The 16,848-nt window shown below is 72.5% G+C and carries 18 protein-coding genes and 1 pseudogene; 12 read left to right on the top strand and 7 right to left on the bottom strand.

The genetic code is table 11. The annotated features are described in order from the left end of the window. Positions 1–217 precede the first annotated feature (217 nt). From ACIG5E_RS07290 to ACIG5E_RS07265, 6 genes are all read left to right on the top strand, one after another. Positions 218–1,117, top strand: coding sequence for an aminoglycoside phosphotransferase family protein (locus ACIG5E_RS07290; RefSeq protein WP_396532157.1), 900 nt, complete (start codon positions 218–220; stop codon positions 1,115–1,117). A gap of 152 nt (positions 1,118–1,269) precedes the next feature. Further along, positions 1,270–1,665, top strand: a complete 396-nt coding sequence (locus tag ACIG5E_RS07285; protein ID WP_396532155.1) for a RidA family protein — start codon at positions 1,270–1,272, stop codon at positions 1,663–1,665. 57 nt (positions 1,666–1,722) lie between these two features. Next, positions 1,723–2,352, top strand: coding sequence for a TetR/AcrR family transcriptional regulator (locus ACIG5E_RS07280; protein ID WP_396532153.1), 630 nt, complete (start codon positions 1,723–1,725; stop codon positions 2,350–2,352). A gap of 23 nt (positions 2,353–2,375) precedes the next feature. Continuing rightward, a complete protein-coding gene (locus ACIG5E_RS07275; RefSeq protein ID WP_396532151.1) occupies positions 2,376–3,107 on the top strand; it encodes a tyrosine-protein phosphatase in 732 nt (243 codons plus the stop codon). Positions 3,108–3,279: 172 nt separating this feature from the next. Further along, positions 3,280–3,561, top strand: coding sequence for a hypothetical protein (locus tag ACIG5E_RS07270; protein WP_396532150.1), 282 nt, complete (start codon positions 3,280–3,282; stop codon positions 3,559–3,561). Continuing rightward, a complete protein-coding gene (locus ACIG5E_RS07265; RefSeq protein ID WP_396532149.1) occupies positions 3,558–3,893 on the top strand; it encodes a hypothetical protein in 336 nt (111 codons plus the stop codon). The genes ACIG5E_RS07270 and ACIG5E_RS07265 overlap by 4 nt, the downstream gene beginning before the upstream one ends. Positions 3,894–3,910: 17 nt before the next feature. Here ACIG5E_RS07265 and ACIG5E_RS07260 read toward each other — a convergent pair whose 3' ends face one another. Next, a complete protein-coding gene (locus tag ACIG5E_RS07260; RefSeq protein ID WP_396532147.1) occupies positions 3,911–4,840 on the bottom strand; it encodes a pentapeptide repeat-containing protein in 930 nt (309 codons plus the stop codon). Between the two features lie 111 nt (positions 4,841–4,951). Here ACIG5E_RS07260 and ACIG5E_RS07255 point away from each other — a divergent pair, with 111 nt between their 5' ends. Next, the gene (locus ACIG5E_RS07255) at positions 4,952–5,722 is read left to right on the top strand and encodes a GNAT family N-acetyltransferase (protein WP_396532146.1); all 771 of its coding nucleotides are present in this window, start codon (positions 4,952–4,954) and stop codon (positions 5,720–5,722) included. Here the strand turns inward: ACIG5E_RS07255 and ACIG5E_RS07250 are convergent. Both ACIG5E_RS07250 and ACIG5E_RS07245 read right to left on the bottom strand, forming a co-directional pair. Then, positions 5,658–6,452: an SGNH/GDSL hydrolase family protein gene (locus ACIG5E_RS07250; RefSeq protein WP_396532145.1), complete on the bottom strand. Its 795-nt coding sequence runs from the start codon at positions 6,450–6,452 to the stop codon at positions 5,658–5,660. The two genes, ACIG5E_RS07255 and ACIG5E_RS07250, sit on opposite strands and share 65 nt — an antisense overlap. A gap of 216 nt (positions 6,453–6,668) precedes the next feature. Beyond that, positions 6,669–7,031: pseudogene (locus ACIG5E_RS07245) on the bottom strand (winged helix-turn-helix transcriptional regulator); the annotation flags it as partial. A 97-nt stretch (positions 7,032–7,128) separates the two neighbouring features. On the opposite strand from ACIG5E_RS07245, the gene ACIG5E_RS07240 reads away from it, so the two are divergent. Continuing rightward, positions 7,129–8,343, top strand: coding sequence for a pyridoxal phosphate-dependent aminotransferase (locus ACIG5E_RS07240; protein WP_396532143.1), 1,215 nt, complete (start codon positions 7,129–7,131; stop codon positions 8,341–8,343). Between the two features lie 18 nt (positions 8,344–8,361). Next, the gene (locus ACIG5E_RS07235) at positions 8,362–8,694 is read left to right on the top strand and encodes a YnfA family protein (protein WP_396532141.1); all 333 of its coding nucleotides are present in this window, start codon (positions 8,362–8,364) and stop codon (positions 8,692–8,694) included. Between the two features lie 52 nt (positions 8,695–8,746). Here the strand turns inward: ACIG5E_RS07235 and ACIG5E_RS07230 are convergent, their stop codons facing one another. From ACIG5E_RS07230 to ACIG5E_RS07220, 3 genes are all read right to left on the bottom strand, one after another. Next, a complete protein-coding gene (locus ACIG5E_RS07230) occupies positions 8,747–10,414 on the bottom strand; it encodes a fibronectin type III domain-containing protein (RefSeq protein WP_396532139.1) in 1,668 nt (555 codons plus the stop codon). 194 nt (positions 10,415–10,608) lie between these two features. Beyond that, positions 10,609–10,863: a hypothetical protein gene (locus ACIG5E_RS07225; protein WP_396532137.1), complete on the bottom strand. Its 255-nt coding sequence runs from the start codon at positions 10,861–10,863 to the stop codon at positions 10,609–10,611. Between the two features lie 108 nt (positions 10,864–10,971). Further along, on the bottom strand, positions 10,972–11,406 hold the full coding sequence (locus ACIG5E_RS07220) for a (2Fe-2S) ferredoxin domain-containing protein (protein WP_396532136.1): 435 nt from the start codon (positions 11,404–11,406) through the stop codon (positions 10,972–10,974). 151 nt (positions 11,407–11,557) lie between these two features. On the opposite strand from ACIG5E_RS07220, the gene lepB reads away from it, so the two are divergent. Both lepB and ACIG5E_RS07210 read left to right on the top strand, forming a co-directional pair. Continuing rightward, complete coding sequence (lepB, locus tag ACIG5E_RS07215) at positions 11,558–12,229, top strand: signal peptidase I (RefSeq protein ID WP_396532135.1); 672 nt, start codon at positions 11,558–11,560, stop codon at positions 12,227–12,229. Positions 12,230–12,501: 272 nt separating this feature from the next. Then, positions 12,502–13,395 carry an SGNH/GDSL hydrolase family protein gene (locus tag ACIG5E_RS07210; protein WP_396532134.1) on the top strand — a complete coding sequence of 298 codons (894 nt, stop codon included), beginning with the start codon at positions 12,502–12,504 and terminating at the stop codon, positions 13,393–13,395. Positions 13,396–13,531: 136 nt separating this feature from the next. Here the strand turns inward: ACIG5E_RS07210 and ACIG5E_RS07205 are convergent, their stop codons facing one another. After that, the gene (locus ACIG5E_RS07205) at positions 13,532–14,668 is read right to left on the bottom strand and encodes a HoxN/HupN/NixA family nickel/cobalt transporter (protein WP_396532133.1); all 1,137 of its coding nucleotides are present in this window, start codon (positions 14,666–14,668) and stop codon (positions 13,532–13,534) included. 306 nt (positions 14,669–14,974) lie between these two features. Here ACIG5E_RS07205 and ACIG5E_RS07200 point away from each other — a divergent pair, with 306 nt between their 5' ends. Beyond that, on the top strand, positions 14,975–16,825 hold the full coding sequence (locus ACIG5E_RS07200) for a CocE/NonD family hydrolase (protein ID WP_396532131.1): 1,851 nt from the start codon (positions 14,975–14,977) through the stop codon (positions 16,823–16,825). The last annotated feature ends 23 nt before the right edge of the window (positions 16,826–16,848 follow it).

Raw genomic sequence — 16,848 nt, 5'->3', positions numbered from 1 at the left:
CGTTCGCCGTACGCCCTGCATTCTGGCAGGTGCCGGTGACGCCCACCGGCCGCACGCGGGGCGGCGGGCGTGGCGACCGCCTGAACCCCGGTCGGACCTCGGCTGGACGTCAGTTGGACCTCGGTTGGACCTCAGTCGGACCGCGGCTGATCGAAGTCATGTGCGCAGTTCGCGAATCCGGCTGAACCCCGGCGATCTGCGCTGTACGCTGCCGGGCATGTGCGCTGCCGCCCGGATGCACCCCGATGAACCGGTCGTCGACGCGGCCCTGGTACGGCGGTTGATCTCCGCCCAGTTCCCGCAGTGGGTGGGCCTTCCGGTCACGCCCGTCGGGTCCGCCGGGACGGACAACGCGATGTTCCGGCTCGGGCCCGAACTCGCCGTCCGGCTGCCCCGGGTGGAGTGGGCCGCCGGGGACCTCCGCCGCGAACAGCAGTGGCTGCCCCGGCTGGCACCGCAGTTGCCGCGGCCCGTCCCCACCCCGCTGGCCGTCGGCGGCCCCGCCGCGAACTACCCGTGGCAGTGGTCGGTGCTGCGCTGGCTCGACGGCGTCAATCCTGCGGTCGGCGTGCTCGCCGCACCCGAGGCCCTCGCCCGTGACCTGGCCGGCTTCATCAACGCCCTGCGCGCCCTCGACCCCGCCGGCGCCCCGGCCGGACCCCGCAGCGTGCCGCTCGCCTCCCGGGACGGCTCCACCCGCGCGGCGATCGCCCAGCTGGCCGGCGCGATCGACACCGCGGCCGCAACCGCCCTGTGGGACAAGGCGCTTCGCCTCCCCGAGTACGCCGGCCCGCCGACCTGGATGCACGGCGACCTCACCCCCGGCAACCTGCTGCTCAACAGATCCGGCCGGCTCGCCGCCGTCATCGACTTCGCCCTGATGGGCGTCGGCGACCCCACCGCCGACCTGATCGCCGCCTGGAACCTGCTCCCCGCCTCCGCCCGCCCGGCCTTTCGCGCCGCCCTGCGCACCGACGACGCCATGTGGGCCCGCGGCCGGGCCTGGGCCTTCTCCATCGCCCTGGTGACGATCCCGTACTACCGCCACACCAACCCCGCCCTGACCGCCAACGCCCGCCACGTCGTCCGCGAGGTGCTCGCCGACCGCAGCGTGTGAAGCCGTCAGGGCCCCACGATCGCCGGCAGGTGGCCGACCAGACGTGCAGCTGCGGCAAGGGGGAGTTCGGGGCGGGACATACCTCCAGGGATATCAGATCGGGGCTTCGGGAGTATTGGACTTATCTCCGCAGGCCACCTAGCGTTCGTCGGATGACAGAGCGACGCGCCATACTCAGCGGTTCCACCTTCGAGGAGCAGATCGGGTACGCCCGCGCCGTGGTCGACGGCGACTGGGTGCACGTGTCCGGCACGACCGGGTTCGACTACACCGCCATGACCATCTCCGAGGACGTGGTGGAGCAGGCCGAACAGTGCCTGCGCAACATCGGATCCGCGCTCGCCGAGGCCGGCTGCGGCTTCGCCGACGTGGTGCGGGTGCGCTACCTGCTGCCCGAACGCGCGGACTTCGAGCCCTGCTGGCCCGCCCTGCGCCGCTGCTTCGGCGACGTCCGCCCGGCCGCGACGATGCAGGTGTGCGGCCTCGCCGACCCCCGGATGCGGATCGAGATCGAGGTGACCGCCCGCCGCGCGGCGCTCAACTCCTGATTTTCATACCGGGTCAGAAACCTGCCTTGGTCAAGCCCGCCTGTTAGCCTGGCTCACATGAGCGGACTGCGGGAGCGCAAGAAGGAACGGACGCGACAGGCCATCTCCGAGGCGGCCATCGCGCTCTTCCTGGAGCACGGCTTCGACCAGGTCTCGGTGGCGGACGTCGCGGCCGCCGCCGAGGTCTCCAAGCCCACCCTGTTCAGCTACTTCGCCAGCAAGGAGGAGCTGGTCGTCCACCGCTTCGCCGACCACCAGGAGCAGGCGGCGGACGTGGTCCGGGGCCGGGCCGACGGAGAGACGGTGCTCGACGCCCTGCGCCGGGACTTCCTGGACGGCCTGGCCCGGCGCGACCCGGTCACCGGCCTCAACGACCACCCCCAGGTCCTGGCCTTCACCGCGCTGGTCCACGGCACCCCGAGCCTGGCCGCCCGGGTCGGCGCGTACGTGGCCCGCGCAGAACAGTCGCTCGCCGAGGCACTGCGCGAGGCCCCCGATCTCGCCCCGCCCCGGGAGCTCACCGCGCAGCTGCTCGCCGCCCAGGTCACCGCCACCCAGCGGGTCCTCGCCCTGCACAACTGGCGCCGCCTCCACGACGACGGCCGCACCGCCGACGACCTCCACCCCGAGGCCGCCGCCGACGCCGAGCGCGCCTTCGAACTCCTCGCCCGAGGGTACACCCCCTGACCCCGCTGGCTAGAGTGCCGCACATGTCAACGCGTCACATCGAGTTCGAGGCCCTGCACAACTTCCGTGACCTGGGCGGCTATCCGGCCGCCGGCGGACGGACCGTCCGGCGGGGCCTGCTCTACCGCTCCGACTCGCTCGGCAAGTCCTCCCCCGCCGATCTGGAGCAGCTCCGGGCCCTCGGCGTGCGGACCGTGATCGACCTGCGCTACGACTGGGAGATCGCCGCCAAGGGCCGGGTCCCCGACTTCGACGGCCTGGACTTCCACAACCTCCCGATCGAGCACCGCCCGTACGACCAGGCCTCGATCGACCCGGAGCTCGACCCCTGGCGCTACCTCGCCGACCGCTTCGCCGAGGTCGCCGAGGACGGGGTGAAGGAGATCCGCCAAACCCTGGACGTGATCGCCGCCGCCGAGGCACCGGTGGTCTTCCACTGCATGTCCGGCAAGGACCGCACCGGCCTGATCGCCGCCCTGGTGCTCACCCTGCTCGGCGTCTGCGAGGACGACATCGCCGCCGACTTCGCCCTCACCGAGCACGCCACCCCGCACCTCATCGCCGACTGGCACGCCGCCCACCCCGGCCAGACCCTCCGCTGGCCCGGCTACGGCCGCGCCCCGGAGACCGTCATCCGCCTCACCCTGGCCGACCTCGCCACCCGCTACGGCTCCGTCGAGGCCTACCTCACCGGCACCGTCGGCCTCGACCGCGGCCGGATCGACGCCCTGCGATCACGGTTGCTCACGTCCTGACCACTTGTAACGGGCTGCCGGGCGCGGGCCCACGGACCGGCTCGGGGCGACTACCGTTAGGGGCTCAGGGCTCGGCCCGGCGCCGGGTGAACCGACGAGGAAGGGGTTGGTGGGGATGAGTGCCCAGCCCACCGAACACGGGCATGGTGCAGGTCGCTTGGGCCTGCCGCCGATGGACACGCTCCAGGAGCTTCGGGCCGCGCTGCGGGCCGGCCACGGCTTCCCGGGCGACGCGGAGCGGCTGGACGCCGAGCTCGCCGAGCAGCTGCTGCGCCAAGTGCCGGTCGACCAGCTCGATCAGGTCGGGGAGGTTGGCACAGTGGTCGACCTGGTCGCAGTCGCCGAGATCGTCGCCGCCTACCGGGGCCGAGTGCTGCTCGCGGCCGACCGCGAGACGGCCGACGCTGTGAACGAGGCCGTGAACGACCTGCTGACCCGGCAGGGCACCGAGTGAACGACCCGCACCACCAGGGCGACCCGGGTAGCACCGCGATCGCGGCCGTCACCGATCGAGCTGCCCAGCGGGCCAAGGAACTCGGCGTCACCGAGGCCTTGGAGGCGCTCCGCGCCGAACTCGAACACGAGCCCCGGCTCGGTCGCCACATCCGCACGGTCGCCGAAGGCACGCAGCAGGTCGAGCTCTACTCCACCCGCATCGAGGGTGACCCGGCGACCGATCGCCCGGCTGTCAACGTCGTGCACGCCTTCGCCCCCGCGCCGCCCTGGCCCCCGACCGTGCGGATCGCCGCGGTTGTCCCCGAGGACCCGCCCCATCCCGGGCCCTGAACAGCAGCGGCCCGTCCCTACCGCCGGCGCGGACGGCCGGAGCGGCTGCCGCCCTGCGGGCGGGGGCCGCTGCGGGGCTTGCGGTCGCCGGTAGCTGTCGCCGGGGCGGTTTCGGGCCAGTGGGTGGGGCGGGTGAGGGTGGCGGGGAGGCGGGTGGTCGCGTCGCCGCGGGCGGCGTTGAGCTGGGCCTGGGTGAGGAAGAGGGCCGTGGTGAGGTCGGCGCCGACGAGGTTGGCGTCGCGGAGGTCGGCGCCGATGAGGTCGGCGAGGCGCAGGTCGGCGCCGGAGAGGTCGGCGGCGACGAGGAGGGCGCCGCGCAGGTTGGCGCCCTGGAGGTCGGCGCCGCGCAGGCGGGCACCGAAGAGGTCGGCGCCGCGGTGTTCGCCGCGGCGGGGGACGGCGGCGCGGACGAGTTCGCCGGCGCGCAGCAGGAGGTCGCTGACCCGCTGGCGGTGGGCCGGGACGTCGACGGCGAGGATCTCCTCGGGGGTGCCGCCGGCGAGGCGGTCGGTCTCTTCGAGGGCCTGCCGCAGTTCGGCGTGGAGGGGGCGGGCGGGGGCGAAGGTGAGCGCCTCGGTGAGGTACCAGAGCAGTTCGTGGAGCTGCCGCACGATCGGGAACACGTCGAACATCGGCTTGGCGGTGTCGGGCTCCTCGCGCCAGCTGACCCCGCCGAAGGTGACCTGGGAGACCCGCTGCCCGGCGCCGAAGCAGTCGTAGACGGTGCAGCCCTGGAAGCCGCTGTCGCGCAGCCGTGCGTGGATGCCGCAGCTGAAGTCCGTCCGCAGGTTGCGGCAGGGGCTGCCGGCGGCCTTGTTGACGGCGAAGTCGCCGCCGGCGGCGAAGGGCAGGGCGACGCAGCAGAGCCCGAAGCAGCTGCCACAGTCGGACTGGAGCGGGGTCGGCGCGGCCGCCGTGGGGTCCTGCGGCGACTCGGTCTCGCTCACGGTCCGGGTCCTCTCGACTGCTGGCTGCCTTGGACCGGAAATCCTACTGGGCAGGGCCGCCCTCACGCCGGTAAGGTCCCAAGTGAGAAAGTGACCATTACCGACGGGGGAATGCGCACCATGCCGCAGTCGAACATCACCGAGCTGGTCCGAATGTGGATCGGCGGCTGGGTCGCCTCCCGGGGCGCCGCCGATCCGGTGGAGCGGCCCTGGGGCTGGACCATCGACGTCGGCGCGCCGACCGGCGAGGTGGGGCGGCACGTGCTGCCCGAGCCGACCGAGGCCGAGGTCCGCAAGCTCGCCGAGGAGACCACCGCGCCGACCACCTGGCTGAAGCTGTTCACCGAGGACGACACCGTGCGGCCCTGGCTGGGCCCGCAGTGGCGGCTGGACCGGCCGGGCTTCCTGATGACCGCCCCGCTCACCCCCGAGCAGCCCGCGCGGCTCGGGCTGCCGGCCGGCTACACCTTGACCACCTGGACCCGGGGCGGCGTCCTGCGCGCCCTGGTGCGCAGCGAGGACGGGCACCTCGCCGCCCGCGGCCAGGCGGGTCTGGCGGGCCCGGTGGCCGTGCCGGACCAGATCGTGACCGCCCCCGAGCACCGCCGCCGGGGGCTGGGCTCGGTGGTGATGCGGGCGCTGCAGTCCGGCGCGTACGAAGCGGGCGCCCGCACCGGGGTGCTGGTCGGCACGGCGGCCGGCCAGGCGCTGTACACGGCGCTCGGCTGGACCACCCGTGCCCCGATGGCGAGCCTGGTACTCGAAGCGGAGAACCCGGAGCAGAACGCGGCTGGACTAGGAGGGCCCAGAAGAGGACTCACCGGAAGGGCAGCAGCTCCGGCCGCTTCGGCGGGCGGCCGTCGCCGGAGGAGCGGCCGGTGAGGCGGCGGCCGATCCACGGGCCGAGGTGGGCGCCCAGCCAGCGGGCGTCCGAGCGCAGCTTCTCGGCGCGGCCGGACGGGGCGGCGGCGGGCAGCGGGGCGCGCCAGTCGGTGGCGGCGGGGCGGCCGAGCGCCTCCAGCACGCCCTCGGCGACCCGGCGATGGCCCTCGGGCGACAGGTGCAGCCGGTCCTCGGCCCAGAGCCGGCGGTCGTCGAAGCAGGGCGCGGAGAAGAGGTCGACGACGGCGAAGCCGTCCTGCTGTCCGAGCTCCTGCACGAAGGCCTTCATCCGCAGGATGGCGGGCAGCAGTCGGGCGCTGCCGGCCAGCCGGCGGGTGGGGTCGGTGCTGGTGAACAGCACCACGGTGGCGCCGGTGGCGCGCAGGTCGGAGGCGCAGCGGCCGAGCAGCCGCTCGACCCGGTCGATGTCGCAGCCGGGGCGCAGCACGTCGTTGAAGCCGCCGGCCAGGGTGACGAGTTCGGCGCCCATCCCGACGGCGGTGGCGAGCTGTTCGTCGTGGATCTGGCCGATGAGCTTGCCGCGGACGGCGAGGTTGGCGTACCGGAAGTCCGCGCCCCCGTCGGCCTCGGCTTCGGCGGCCAGCGCGGAGGCGACCCGGTCGGCCCAGCCGCGGTAGTGGCCGTCGGGATGGAGGTCGTCGCACATGCCCTCGGTGAAGGAGTCCCCGAGGGCGACGTAGCTGGCGTAGCTGCGGCTGGTGGTGGGCACGGGCTGCCTCCGCTCTCCTGAGATGGCTCCGCGATCCGACGATCCTACGTGTGCACTTACCAACCAGTTCCGCGGGGGTCCCGGCCGCTCATTCGGCGTCCACTGTGCGTTTATCGGTCCGCGCCATCCTGGGACCACGGGGCGGCGGCCGGCGACGGGGGCCTTGCCGCCGCCCCACCACCGCTCCCGGGGGACTCAGCCGGGGAGCGCCGCCTTCGGCGCCGTGAACCAGTGCTCGCGCACCGCGTCGGTGGGCCGCTGTTCACCCAGGGCGCTCAGCCCCCACTCCCCCAGGGCCTCGATCACCGGCCGCAGTTCGCGTCCGCGTTCGGTCAGCTCGTACACCATCACGTTGGCCGGCCGTTCGAGTCGGCGCCGTTCCGCGAGCCCCTCGCCCTCCAGCTGCTTGAGCCGGGCGGCCAGGATGTCGGTGGAGACGCCGGGCAGGTCGGCGTGCAGGTCGGTGTAGCGGCGGGGGCCGCGGAGGAGTTCACGGACGATCAGGAGGCTCCAGCGCTCCCCCACCGCGTCCAGGGCGCGGGCGACGGCGCAGTACTGGTCGTAGCTTCGGCGTGACATGTGGATCAGCATAGCCAAGAGGTTGGACTTTCCAAGTGCCAGCTTGGTAGAACAAAGCAGAAGCAACGGAGCGGTGGTGACGGTCGGGAGGCCGCAGATGGAGTTTCGGCAGTCCAGCAAGCTGAATGACGTGTGCTACGAGATCCGGGGGCCGGTGGTCGACCAGGCCAACGCCCTGGAGGAGGCCGGGCACAGCGTGCTGCGGCTGAACACCGGCAACCCGGCTCCGTTCGGCTTCGAGGCGCCCGAGGAGATCATCCAGGACATCATCCGCAACCTGCCCGCGGCGCACGGTTACAGCGACTCGCGCGGCATCCTGCCGGCCCGTCGCGCGGTGGTGCAGTACTACCAGCAGCGCGGGGTCCAGGGCGTCGGCGTCAACGACGTCTACCTCGGCAACGGCGTCTCCGAGCTGATCCAGATGGCGATCACCGCGCTGGTCGACGACGGGGACGAGGTGCTCGTCCCGATGCCGGACTATCCGCTGTGGACGGCATCCGTCCGGCTGGCCGGCGGCAAGGCCGTGCACTACCTGTGCGACGAAGAGGCCGAGTGGTACCCGGACCTGGACGACATCGCCGCCAAGATCACCGCCCGCACCAAGGCGATCGTCGTCATCAACCCCAACAACCCCACCGGCGCGGTCTACCCGAAGGAACTCCTGGAAGGCATCCTCGACCTGGCCCGCCGCCACCAGCTGATGGTGCTGGCCGACGAGATCTACGACAAGATCCTCTACGACGGCACCGAGCACCACTGCCTGGCCGCCCTCGCCGACGACGTGCTCACCCTCACCTTCAACGGCCTCTCCAAGGCCTACCGGGTGGCCGGCTTCCGCAGCGGCTGGCTGGTCGTCTCCGGCCCCAAGCAGCACGCCACCGACTACCTGGAGGGCCTGACCATGCTCTCCGGCATGCGGCTGTGCCCCAACGTGCCCGCGCAGTACGCCGTCCAGGCCGCGCTCGGCGGCTACCAGTCCATCAACGACCTGGTCCTGCCCGGCGGCCGGCTCACCGAGCAGCGCGACATCGCGGTCAAGGCGCTCAACGAGATCCCCGGCGTCAGCTGCGTCAAGCCCAAGGGCGCGCTGTACGCCTTCGCCCGGCTCGACCCGGCCGTGCACCGGATCGTCGACGACGAGCGCTTCGTGCTGGACCTGCTGCTGCGCGAGAAGATCCACGTCGTCCAGGGCACCGGCTTCAACTGGCCCCGCCCGGACCACTTCCGCTTCGTCACCCTGCCGCGCGCCGACGACCTGGAGACGGCGATCAACCGGATCGGGCGCTTCCTGGCGACGTACCGGCAGAGCTGAGCGCCTACGATCGGCCCCATGGCCGTCCTCCGTTCCGTCGCCCTGTTCGCCGTCGCCGCGCTCGCCGAGATCGGCGGCTGCTGGCTGGTCTGGCAGAGCATGCGGGAGCAACGGCCGTGGTGGCTGGCCGGGTTGGGCGTGGTGGCGCTCGGCGCGTACGGCTTCGTCGCGGCGCTGCAGCCGGACGCCGACTTCGGCCGGGTGCTGGCCGCCTACGGCGGGGTGTTCGTGGCCGGGTCGCTGCTGTGGGGCGTGGTCGTGGACGGCTTCCGGCCGACCCGCTACGACGTGTTGGGCACACTGGTCTGCCTGGCCGGGGTGGGCGTGATCATGTACGGGCCCCGGCGCTGAACCTCCAGCGCCGGGGCACCGTCACGACCCCGGGGGACTGGACCGCCGGGGACTACCAGCCCCAGCCGCCGCCCTGCCCGTCGTCGTCGCCGTTCGAGTCCCAGCCCTCGCCGACCTTGCGCAGGATTGTGTAGTTGTCGATCTGCGTGCCGTCCTCGGCCAGCGCGGTGACCTTCATGACCGACTTCTGGCCCAGGTGGGCCGGAGTGACGTCGACCTTGATGAAGGAGTAGCCGGTGTAGCGCACCCGCGACCACTGGATGGTCTCGGGGACCTTCACCCGGCCCTTGCCCCAGTAGTACGACTTGACCTCGTCCTGGTGGTTCTCGTGCCCCTCGTAGGTGTCCGGCACGTCGAACTTGTACAGGCTGCGGCCGGCCGCGCCCGCGGTCACGTAGACCACGCCGTCCTTGGCGGGCTCGATGGTGGCGCCGCTCGGCACCTGCTTCGAGACCTTGTTGCCGAGGATGGCGTCGGTGCGCTCGTAGATGTGGTTGTGGCCGTTGATGACCAGGTCCACCCGGTACTTCTCGAACAGCGGCACCCAGGCCTCGCGGACGCCGCCCTCGGAGGCGTGGGCGACGGTGGTGGAGAAGGCGCAGTGGTGGAAGAAGACCACGACGAAGTCGACGGTCTCGTCGCCGCGCAGGTCCTTGAGGGTGCGCTCCAGCCACTTGGTCTGCTTGTTCGCCGAGATGCCCAGGTTGGCCGGGATCTCGTAGGAGACGTCGTTGGCGTCCAGCGAGATGACGCCGACGTTCTTGTAGCGGAAGGTGTAGACGCCGGGGACGTTGCGCGGGTCCGGGCCGTTGTCCGGCAGGAAGAAGCGGGTGTTCTCGCCGCCGTAGCCGTTGGGCGAGTACCAGGCCTCGATGTCGTGGTTGCCGTACGCGACCATCCACGGGATCTCGGCGGCGACCGTCTCGGTCTGGACCAGGAAGTCGTCCCAGGTCTTCGCGTTGAAGACGGACTTGTCCGGGTCGGTGCCGGAGCCGGCCGGGTCGGCGTAGCAGATGTCGCCGGCGTGCAGGTGGAAGGCCGGCTTCTGGGCCCTGATGATGTTGTCGTTGCCCGCCGCGTGGGCGCTGACGCCCTGGTCGCCGAAGGCGGTGAAGGTGAACGGCTCGTACACCTTGCCCCAGCGGTGGTCGCGGGAGGGCGCGGTGCGGAAGGTGCGCAGGGTGGAGATCTGCTGCTGCGACGCGGGGTCGAAGCCCTCGTGGCCGACGCCGTAGTAGTAGGTGGTGTCGGGGTGGAGGTCCTCCAGCGCCACGTGCAGGTAGTACTGGTCCACCGGCTGGCTGTTCGGGGTCAGCGCTGGGGTGTGCAGGGCGCGGACCTCGGCCTGGATCTTGTGGCTGAGGTCCCACGGGTGCTTGCCGAAGCGCAGGAACGGATTCTTGACCGGCGCCGGCACCTGCCAGCTGATGCGGAACTGGGTGTCCGGCTCGGCACCGAACTGGAGGTGACGGCCGATCGGCGCGACCAGCGCGCCGTCGATGCCGGCCGTCGTGGCGCCGGTCAGCAGCTCGGGGCCGGCCGGGGCGGCGAAGGCCGGTGCACTGCCCAGTGCACCGCCGACGGCGACGGCACCCACGGTCACCGCGCCGGCGCGCAGCATCCGGCGACGGGAGAAACGGGCCCGCAGGTACTCGTGCTGCTCGGCCATGCTCATGCGGTCGGCAAGCTTGGCTGGCACGCCCATGTTGGGGATATCCATGCGCGGGACTCTGTCAGCGGCGAGTTGACCCCACGCGGACTTCCGGTGAACGGGCCTCAGCGCATCCCCCACTCGAACGCCAACGCTTGGCCATGCGTAGGTAAAGAACATGTCCGTACCGGAGCGATGTCGGATCATGCCCCCGGTCGGCGGGGTGGGCCGGGCCACCGCCCCGGCGGGCGCCGGAGGGGGTGTCAGGTGGACGGTTCGTCCCAGAGGTTCACGGACCGGCTGCCGGTGCCGTCGCAGGTGCGGCAGATCTCGTCCCGGTACGCCTGCTTGGCGCCGGTCGCGTCCACCCGGTAGCGGACGTACACCCCGGTGCCGTCGCAGAGGAAGCAGTTGCCGCCCCCGCCGCCCACCTCGGTGGTGCCGGTGCCCTGGCAGGTACGGCAGTTGAGGCCGGCGGTCCGGCCGGTGCCCGCGCAGATGCGGCAGACCGTCGTCATCGTCTTCCTCCCGTTGCGCGGAACCGCTCGACGCCACTGGTCATGGTAGTGGTCCGGCCTCGAAGCCGCCCCGGGGCGTGAATCTGACGGACAGTCAGCTGTGGTGGGTCACTCCGGGAGGCCCTCGCGGACCCGACGGGAGACCGAGATCAGCTGGAGGTCGAGCAGCCCGGGCGGGTCGGCGAGGCCGGGCCCGCCCGCGTGCACCCAGGCGGCGATGTCGTCGATCATCTCGTCCATCAGCACGAAGCCGAGCCAGACCGGACGGCCGCCCGCCGCCCGCCCCTCGCTGGACGGACCGACCACCACCACGTTGGACTGGGTGCACACGTCCAGGCAGGTGACCGCCCGGACCCGGCCGGCCGAGCCGACGGCCGTGCGCAGCCGCTCGTACTGCCCCGCGTGGTCCACCCCCGGGTGCTTCGCCTCAGTGCCGCAGCAACAGCCGCGGCAGACGGTGACGGTCACCGGGGAGCCCGCGCCCCGCTTCCGGTCGCGGCCGTCCCTGCCGTCACGATCACGCTCACGGTCTCGACGGCTCATCCGCTCTGCTCCCCCTCCTGATCGGCGGCCCCGGTCGACGGCACGCTCTGCACCGGAACTGTACCTGTCAGGCCGCGGGCCCCCGAGGGCCACCCGATCGGCCTGGAATAGGATCCGACCGACGAGCGGCCGAGGGAAGAGGAACGGGCGGATGCCGAAGCGGAGGGCCCGGGGCCTGTGGTTCGCGGTGGCCGTGGCGGTGGCCGGGATCCTGTGCGGGGCGCTCGGACTCTCGGTGGTCCTCACCGGCGGCTACTCCGTCCACCGCATGGACGGCACGGCGATGGAGCCGGGACTCCGGCCGGGCGACCGGATGCTGGCCGACGAGGTCGCGGCCGCGGACGTCCGCCGCGGCGAGATCTACATCGCCGACTCCCCGTGGGACCTCCACGGCTCCCCCGTCTTCCGGGTGATGGCCCTCGGCGGCCAGCGCATCGCCTGCACCGGCGGGCAGCTCACCCTCGGCGGGCAGCCGCTGGACGAACCGGCCGACCGGCGGGCCGACACCTGCGGACGCGACTTCGACGTCACCGTCCCGCCCGGGCGGGCCTTCCTGATGGCGGACCGGCGGGCCACCGTGACCGACTCCCGGCTCCACCTCGACGACGGCCACCAGGGCACCGTCGAACTCACCAAACTGACCGGCGACCGGGTGGTCTGGCACTCCGGCAGCGACTCCCCCGCCCTGCCCGGCAAGCTGATCGGCGCGGCGCTGCTGATGGTGCTCGGGGCCCTGCTCACCGTGCTCGGGATGCTCGGCGCGGTCGTCATCGCCTCCTTCGCCGCCGCCCGGCGCCGCGCCCCGGCCGGTCCCGCGGAGTGACGCGAATTCCGCTCCACCGCGTATCGGAGTTGTTTTCGAAACACGGTGGAGCGGAATTCGAAATGTCACCCGGTGCCATCTGACGGGATTTCCGACCTGACGGGATTTTCGGAATTTCCGTCGAGACCATGGACGCCGACGAAACCTGGCAGTAACTTACCTGCGAGTAGCTGTGGCCCGGCTCGGCACGACCCCCCACCCGTCGTTTCTCTCCCCCAGGAGGAACCGTGCTCCGCCCTGCCCGGAATTCCCGGCGACTCCGCAATTCGAGCATGCTCGCCGCCGTCGCCGTCGGCGCCGCCCTCGCGCTCACCTCCACCACCGCCCAGGCCGCCACCCCCGCCCCGAAGCACTACGTGGCCCTCGGCGACTCCTACGCCGCCGGCGCCGGCGTGCCCGGCCAGTCGGCCGGCCTGTGCCTGCGCTCCGACCACAACTACGGCCACCTGGTCGCCGCCTCGCTCAAGGCCGGCGCCTACACCGACGTCACCTGCGCGGCCGCCAAGGTCAAGGCCATGACGCAGCCGCAGTACGACGCCTTCATCCGGGTCAACGACCCGCAGCTGGACTCGGTGACCGCCGACACCGACCTGGTCACCCTCGGGATCGGCGGCAACGACCTCGCCACCAGCGACCTCGGCCTCGGTGAACTGGTCGCCACCTGCATCGCCGGCGCGGCCGTCAACCCGCTCGGCACGCCCTGCAAGGACGTCTACCACCACGGCTACTGGGACTGGAACACCTGGTCCTGGCAGTACGGCAACGACGACCTGGCCGAGCGGATCACCACCACCATCGCCCCGCAGATCGCCACCACCCTCCAGCAGATCCACGCCAAGGCGCCCAAGGCCCGGGTGCTGCTGGTCGGTTACCCGTCCGTGCTGCCCGCCGACGGCTCGACGTGCATCCTGCGCCAGCCGGTGACCCCGGGCGACGTCGAGTACATGTACGGGGTGCTCAACAAGCTGAACGCCGCCCTCAAGTCCACCGCGGCCGCCAACGGCGCGACGTACGTGGACACCGCGACGCCGACCCGCGGGCACGACGTCTGCTCCGACGACCGCTGGATCGAGGGCGCCCTGCCCGGCTCGCCCGCCGTGCCGTTCCACCCGAACGCGACCGGCGAGCAGGTGATGGCGAACGCGGTGCTCGCCGCGCTGAAGTAGCCGCAGCAGCGGCAGCGGCAGCGGCAGCGGCAGCGGCAGCGGCGGAAGGTTTCGGAAAAGCCCCGAGGGGCCGGTGACCAGACCCCGGTCACCGGCCCCTCGGTTGCGTTCGGCGCTTCCCGACGCTTTTCCGGCGCTATTCCGATTCGGCCGCGGAGGCGGCCGCCAAACCGGCCGACCACTTCTCCTCGACCTTGCCGAACTTCCAGAACGCGATCGCCCCGATCCAGGTCAGCACGAACAGGCCGACGATCGCGTAGCCGACGAAGTTCAGGTCCAGGCCGCCGATCCAGGCGATCGGCCCGCTGGTGATGTCCAGCTTCTCGCCGAGCAGGCCGATCAGCTCGACCAGGCCGATGACCAGCGCGACCAGCACCGACAGGCCGGTGACGGTCAGGTTGTAGTAGATCTTGCGGACCGGCTTGGAGAACGCCCACTCGTAGGCGAAGTTCATGAACGAGCCGTCGATGGTGTCCAGCAGGCTCATCCCCGCCGCGAACAGGATCGGCAGCGTCAGCAGCGCGTACCAGGGCAGCGAGAAGGCCGCCGCGCCGCCCGCCAGCACCAGCAGGGACACCTCGGTGGCGGTGTCGAAGCCCAGGCCGAACAGCAGGCCCACCGGGTACATGTGCCAGGGCTTGGTGACCGCCCGGGTGACCTTCCCGAGGATCCGGTTCATCAGACCGCGCCGCTCCAACTGGCGCTCCAGCTCGGCCTCGTCGTACTCGCCCAGGCGCATCCGGCGGAACACCTTGAGGATGCCGTTGAAGGCGCCCAGGTTGATCAGGCCGAGCAGCAGCAGGAACGAACCGGAGACGGTGGTGCCGATCAGGCCGGTCATCTTGTGCAGGGTCGAGTCGTCCGCCTGCACCTGGTCGGCGAGCGTGCGGATGCCGAAGGCCAGCAGCGCGCACAGGCCGAAGACGATCGAGGAGTGCCCGAGCGAGAACCAGAAGCCGACCGACAGCGGCCGCTTGCCCTGGCCCATCAGCTTGCGGGTGGTGTTGTCGATCGCCGCGATGTGGTCCGCGTCGAAGGCGTGCCGCATCCCGAGGGTGTAGGCGGTCAGGCCCATGCCCGCGCCGAACACCTGGCCGCCGACGTCGTAGTGCTCGGGCGCGACCAGGGCGAGCAGGGTGAACCAGCCGATGGCGTGCAGCGCGAGGATGAAGCCACCCATCCCGGCCAGCCGGATCCACTCCTCACGGGTGAGCCGGTCGCGCCATCTGACGGCTGGGGCACCTGCCGGGGCACCTGGGGCGGTGCTGGGCATCCTGTGATCCTTTCGGGTGGTCCGGGCTCGCCGGTCCGGGCCGAGCTGGGCCATCTTTCCCCGCTCGGGCAAGCAGTTGCAAGTCATGTGCAAATGCCGGACGACGGCGAACCGATCCACGACGGCGCAGGCCGGGGGCGTGCGGGGCGCGGCCGCACTCCTCCGGGGCATCACTGCGGTGGGGCCTTCATCAGGAAATCATCCGGTTCCTCCCCTAGGGTCGGAATGCCGGCACCCACGGCGCGATCTCCGTCCGCGCCCCGGGCCGCTCGGCGCTCACCGGCCCGGGACCCGATGGGAGCGGCCATGCCGTCGTACCCCTTCCACACCACCCGCGAGGACGTCCGCATCCCGCTGCCCGACGGCACGGAACTCGCCGCCCGCGTGTGGCGCCCGGTCGGTGACGACCCCGTCCCCGCCCTGCTGGAGTACTCGGCCGACCGCCTGAGCGACCGCACCGCCGCCGAGGACGCCCGCCGCCACCCCTGGTACGCCGGCCACGGCTACGCCGCCGTCCGGGTCGACACCCGCGGCCACGGCAACTCCGGCGGACTGCCCGGCGAGCCCGGCGGCGAACAGGAACTCACCGACGGCGCCGCCGTCATCGACTGGATCGCCCGCCGCCCCTGGTGCGGCGGCCGCGTCGGCCTGCTCGGCGTCGGCGCCGCCGGCACCACCGCACTGCGGCTCGCCGCCCGGGTGCCGGACACCGTCGGCGCGGCGGTCACCGCCTGCCCCCAGGGCGGCCACCGCCTCGGCGGCGCCGTCCTCGCCGCCGACCTGCACACCCGGCTCACCGCGCTGATCGCCGACGCCGCCCTGCCGCCGGACCCGCGCCAGCTCGGCGACGCCTGGCGGCCCGGCTGGCTGGCCCGGCTCGAATCGCTGGAACCCCCCGTCGACACCTGGCTCGCCGCCGGGGACACCACCGTGCCGGTGTCCGTCCCCGTCCTCGCGGTGGCCGGCTGGGGCGACCCGTCCTGCTCCTTCGTGCTGCGCCTGCTCGCCGAGTCCCCCACCGCGCGCGCCCTGCTCGGCCCCTGGCCGCACGGCCTGCCCGAGGCCGCCCTGCCCGAGACCCTGCGCTGGTGGGACCACTGGCTGCGCGGCGTCGACACCGGCGCCGCCAAGGAACCGGCCCTGCGCAGCTGGATCAGCACCCGCTGGACCGGCGACGAGGCCTGGCCCTCCCCCGACGTCCGGGAGATCCACTACGACCTGGACGGCCAGCTGCGCACCGCAGGCACCGCCTCCGACGACCGGTACGTCCACATCCGCTCCCCCCAGCACACCGGCCTCGACGCCGGCGCGTACGTCTCGCACGGACGCCCCGCCGACCAGCCGCCGGACCAGCGCGAGGAGGACGGGCGCTCGGTCTGCTTCGACTCCCAACCGCTGCCCGAGCCCGTCGAACTGCTCGGCATCCCGGTCGCGCGGCTGCGACTGCGCTCCGCCGGCTCCCCGGTCCAGGTGGTGGCGCGGCTGTGCGCGGTCGGCCCCGACGGCACCTCCGCCCTGCTCACCCGCGGCGTGCTCACCGCCGCCGGCCCGGACGCCGAGGTCGAACTCGCCGCCTGCGCCGCGACCGTCCCGGCCGGGCACCGGCTGCGGCTCGCGCTCTCCTCCGTCTACTGGCCCTGGGTGTGGCCGCCCGCCGACGACAGCGGGTACGCCCTCGACCCGTCCCACTCCACCCTCAGCCTGCCGGTCCGCCACCTGGCGGCCGACGTGGGCGCCGCACCCGTGACCTTCGAGGCCCCCTCGCTGCCCGACCCGCTGGCCGTCCACGTCACCGAACCGCTCACCGCCCGGCCCGAACACATCACTATGCACGACCTCGGCCGCCACGAATGGCGCGCCGAACTCTCCCCCGCCACCGACGGCACCCGCACCCACCCCGACGGCCTGGTCCGCGACGAGCACACCGTCACCGCCTACCGCATCCTCACCGGCGCCCCGCTCAGCGCCCAGGCCCGTACGGACCACACGGTACGGCTGGAACGGCCGGACCTCGGCTGGGACGTGACCGTCCAGACCCGCACCCAACTGCGCTGCGACGCCGAGTACTTCCTCAGCGTGGTGCAGGTGCAGGCACTGGAGGCGGGGTCCGTGGTGTTCACCCGGGAATGGCAGCACCGGGTGGCTCGGGGGAGTTAATCAAAGTTATTCTTATACACTTG

The organism is Kitasatospora sp. NPDC053057, assembly GCF_044546945.1.
Classification (GTDB): domain Bacteria; phylum Actinomycetota; class Actinomycetes; order Streptomycetales; family Streptomycetaceae; genus Kitasatospora.
Note: the sequence above shows the minus strand (reverse complement) of the source record. Positions and strands in the feature narration are given on the sequence as shown.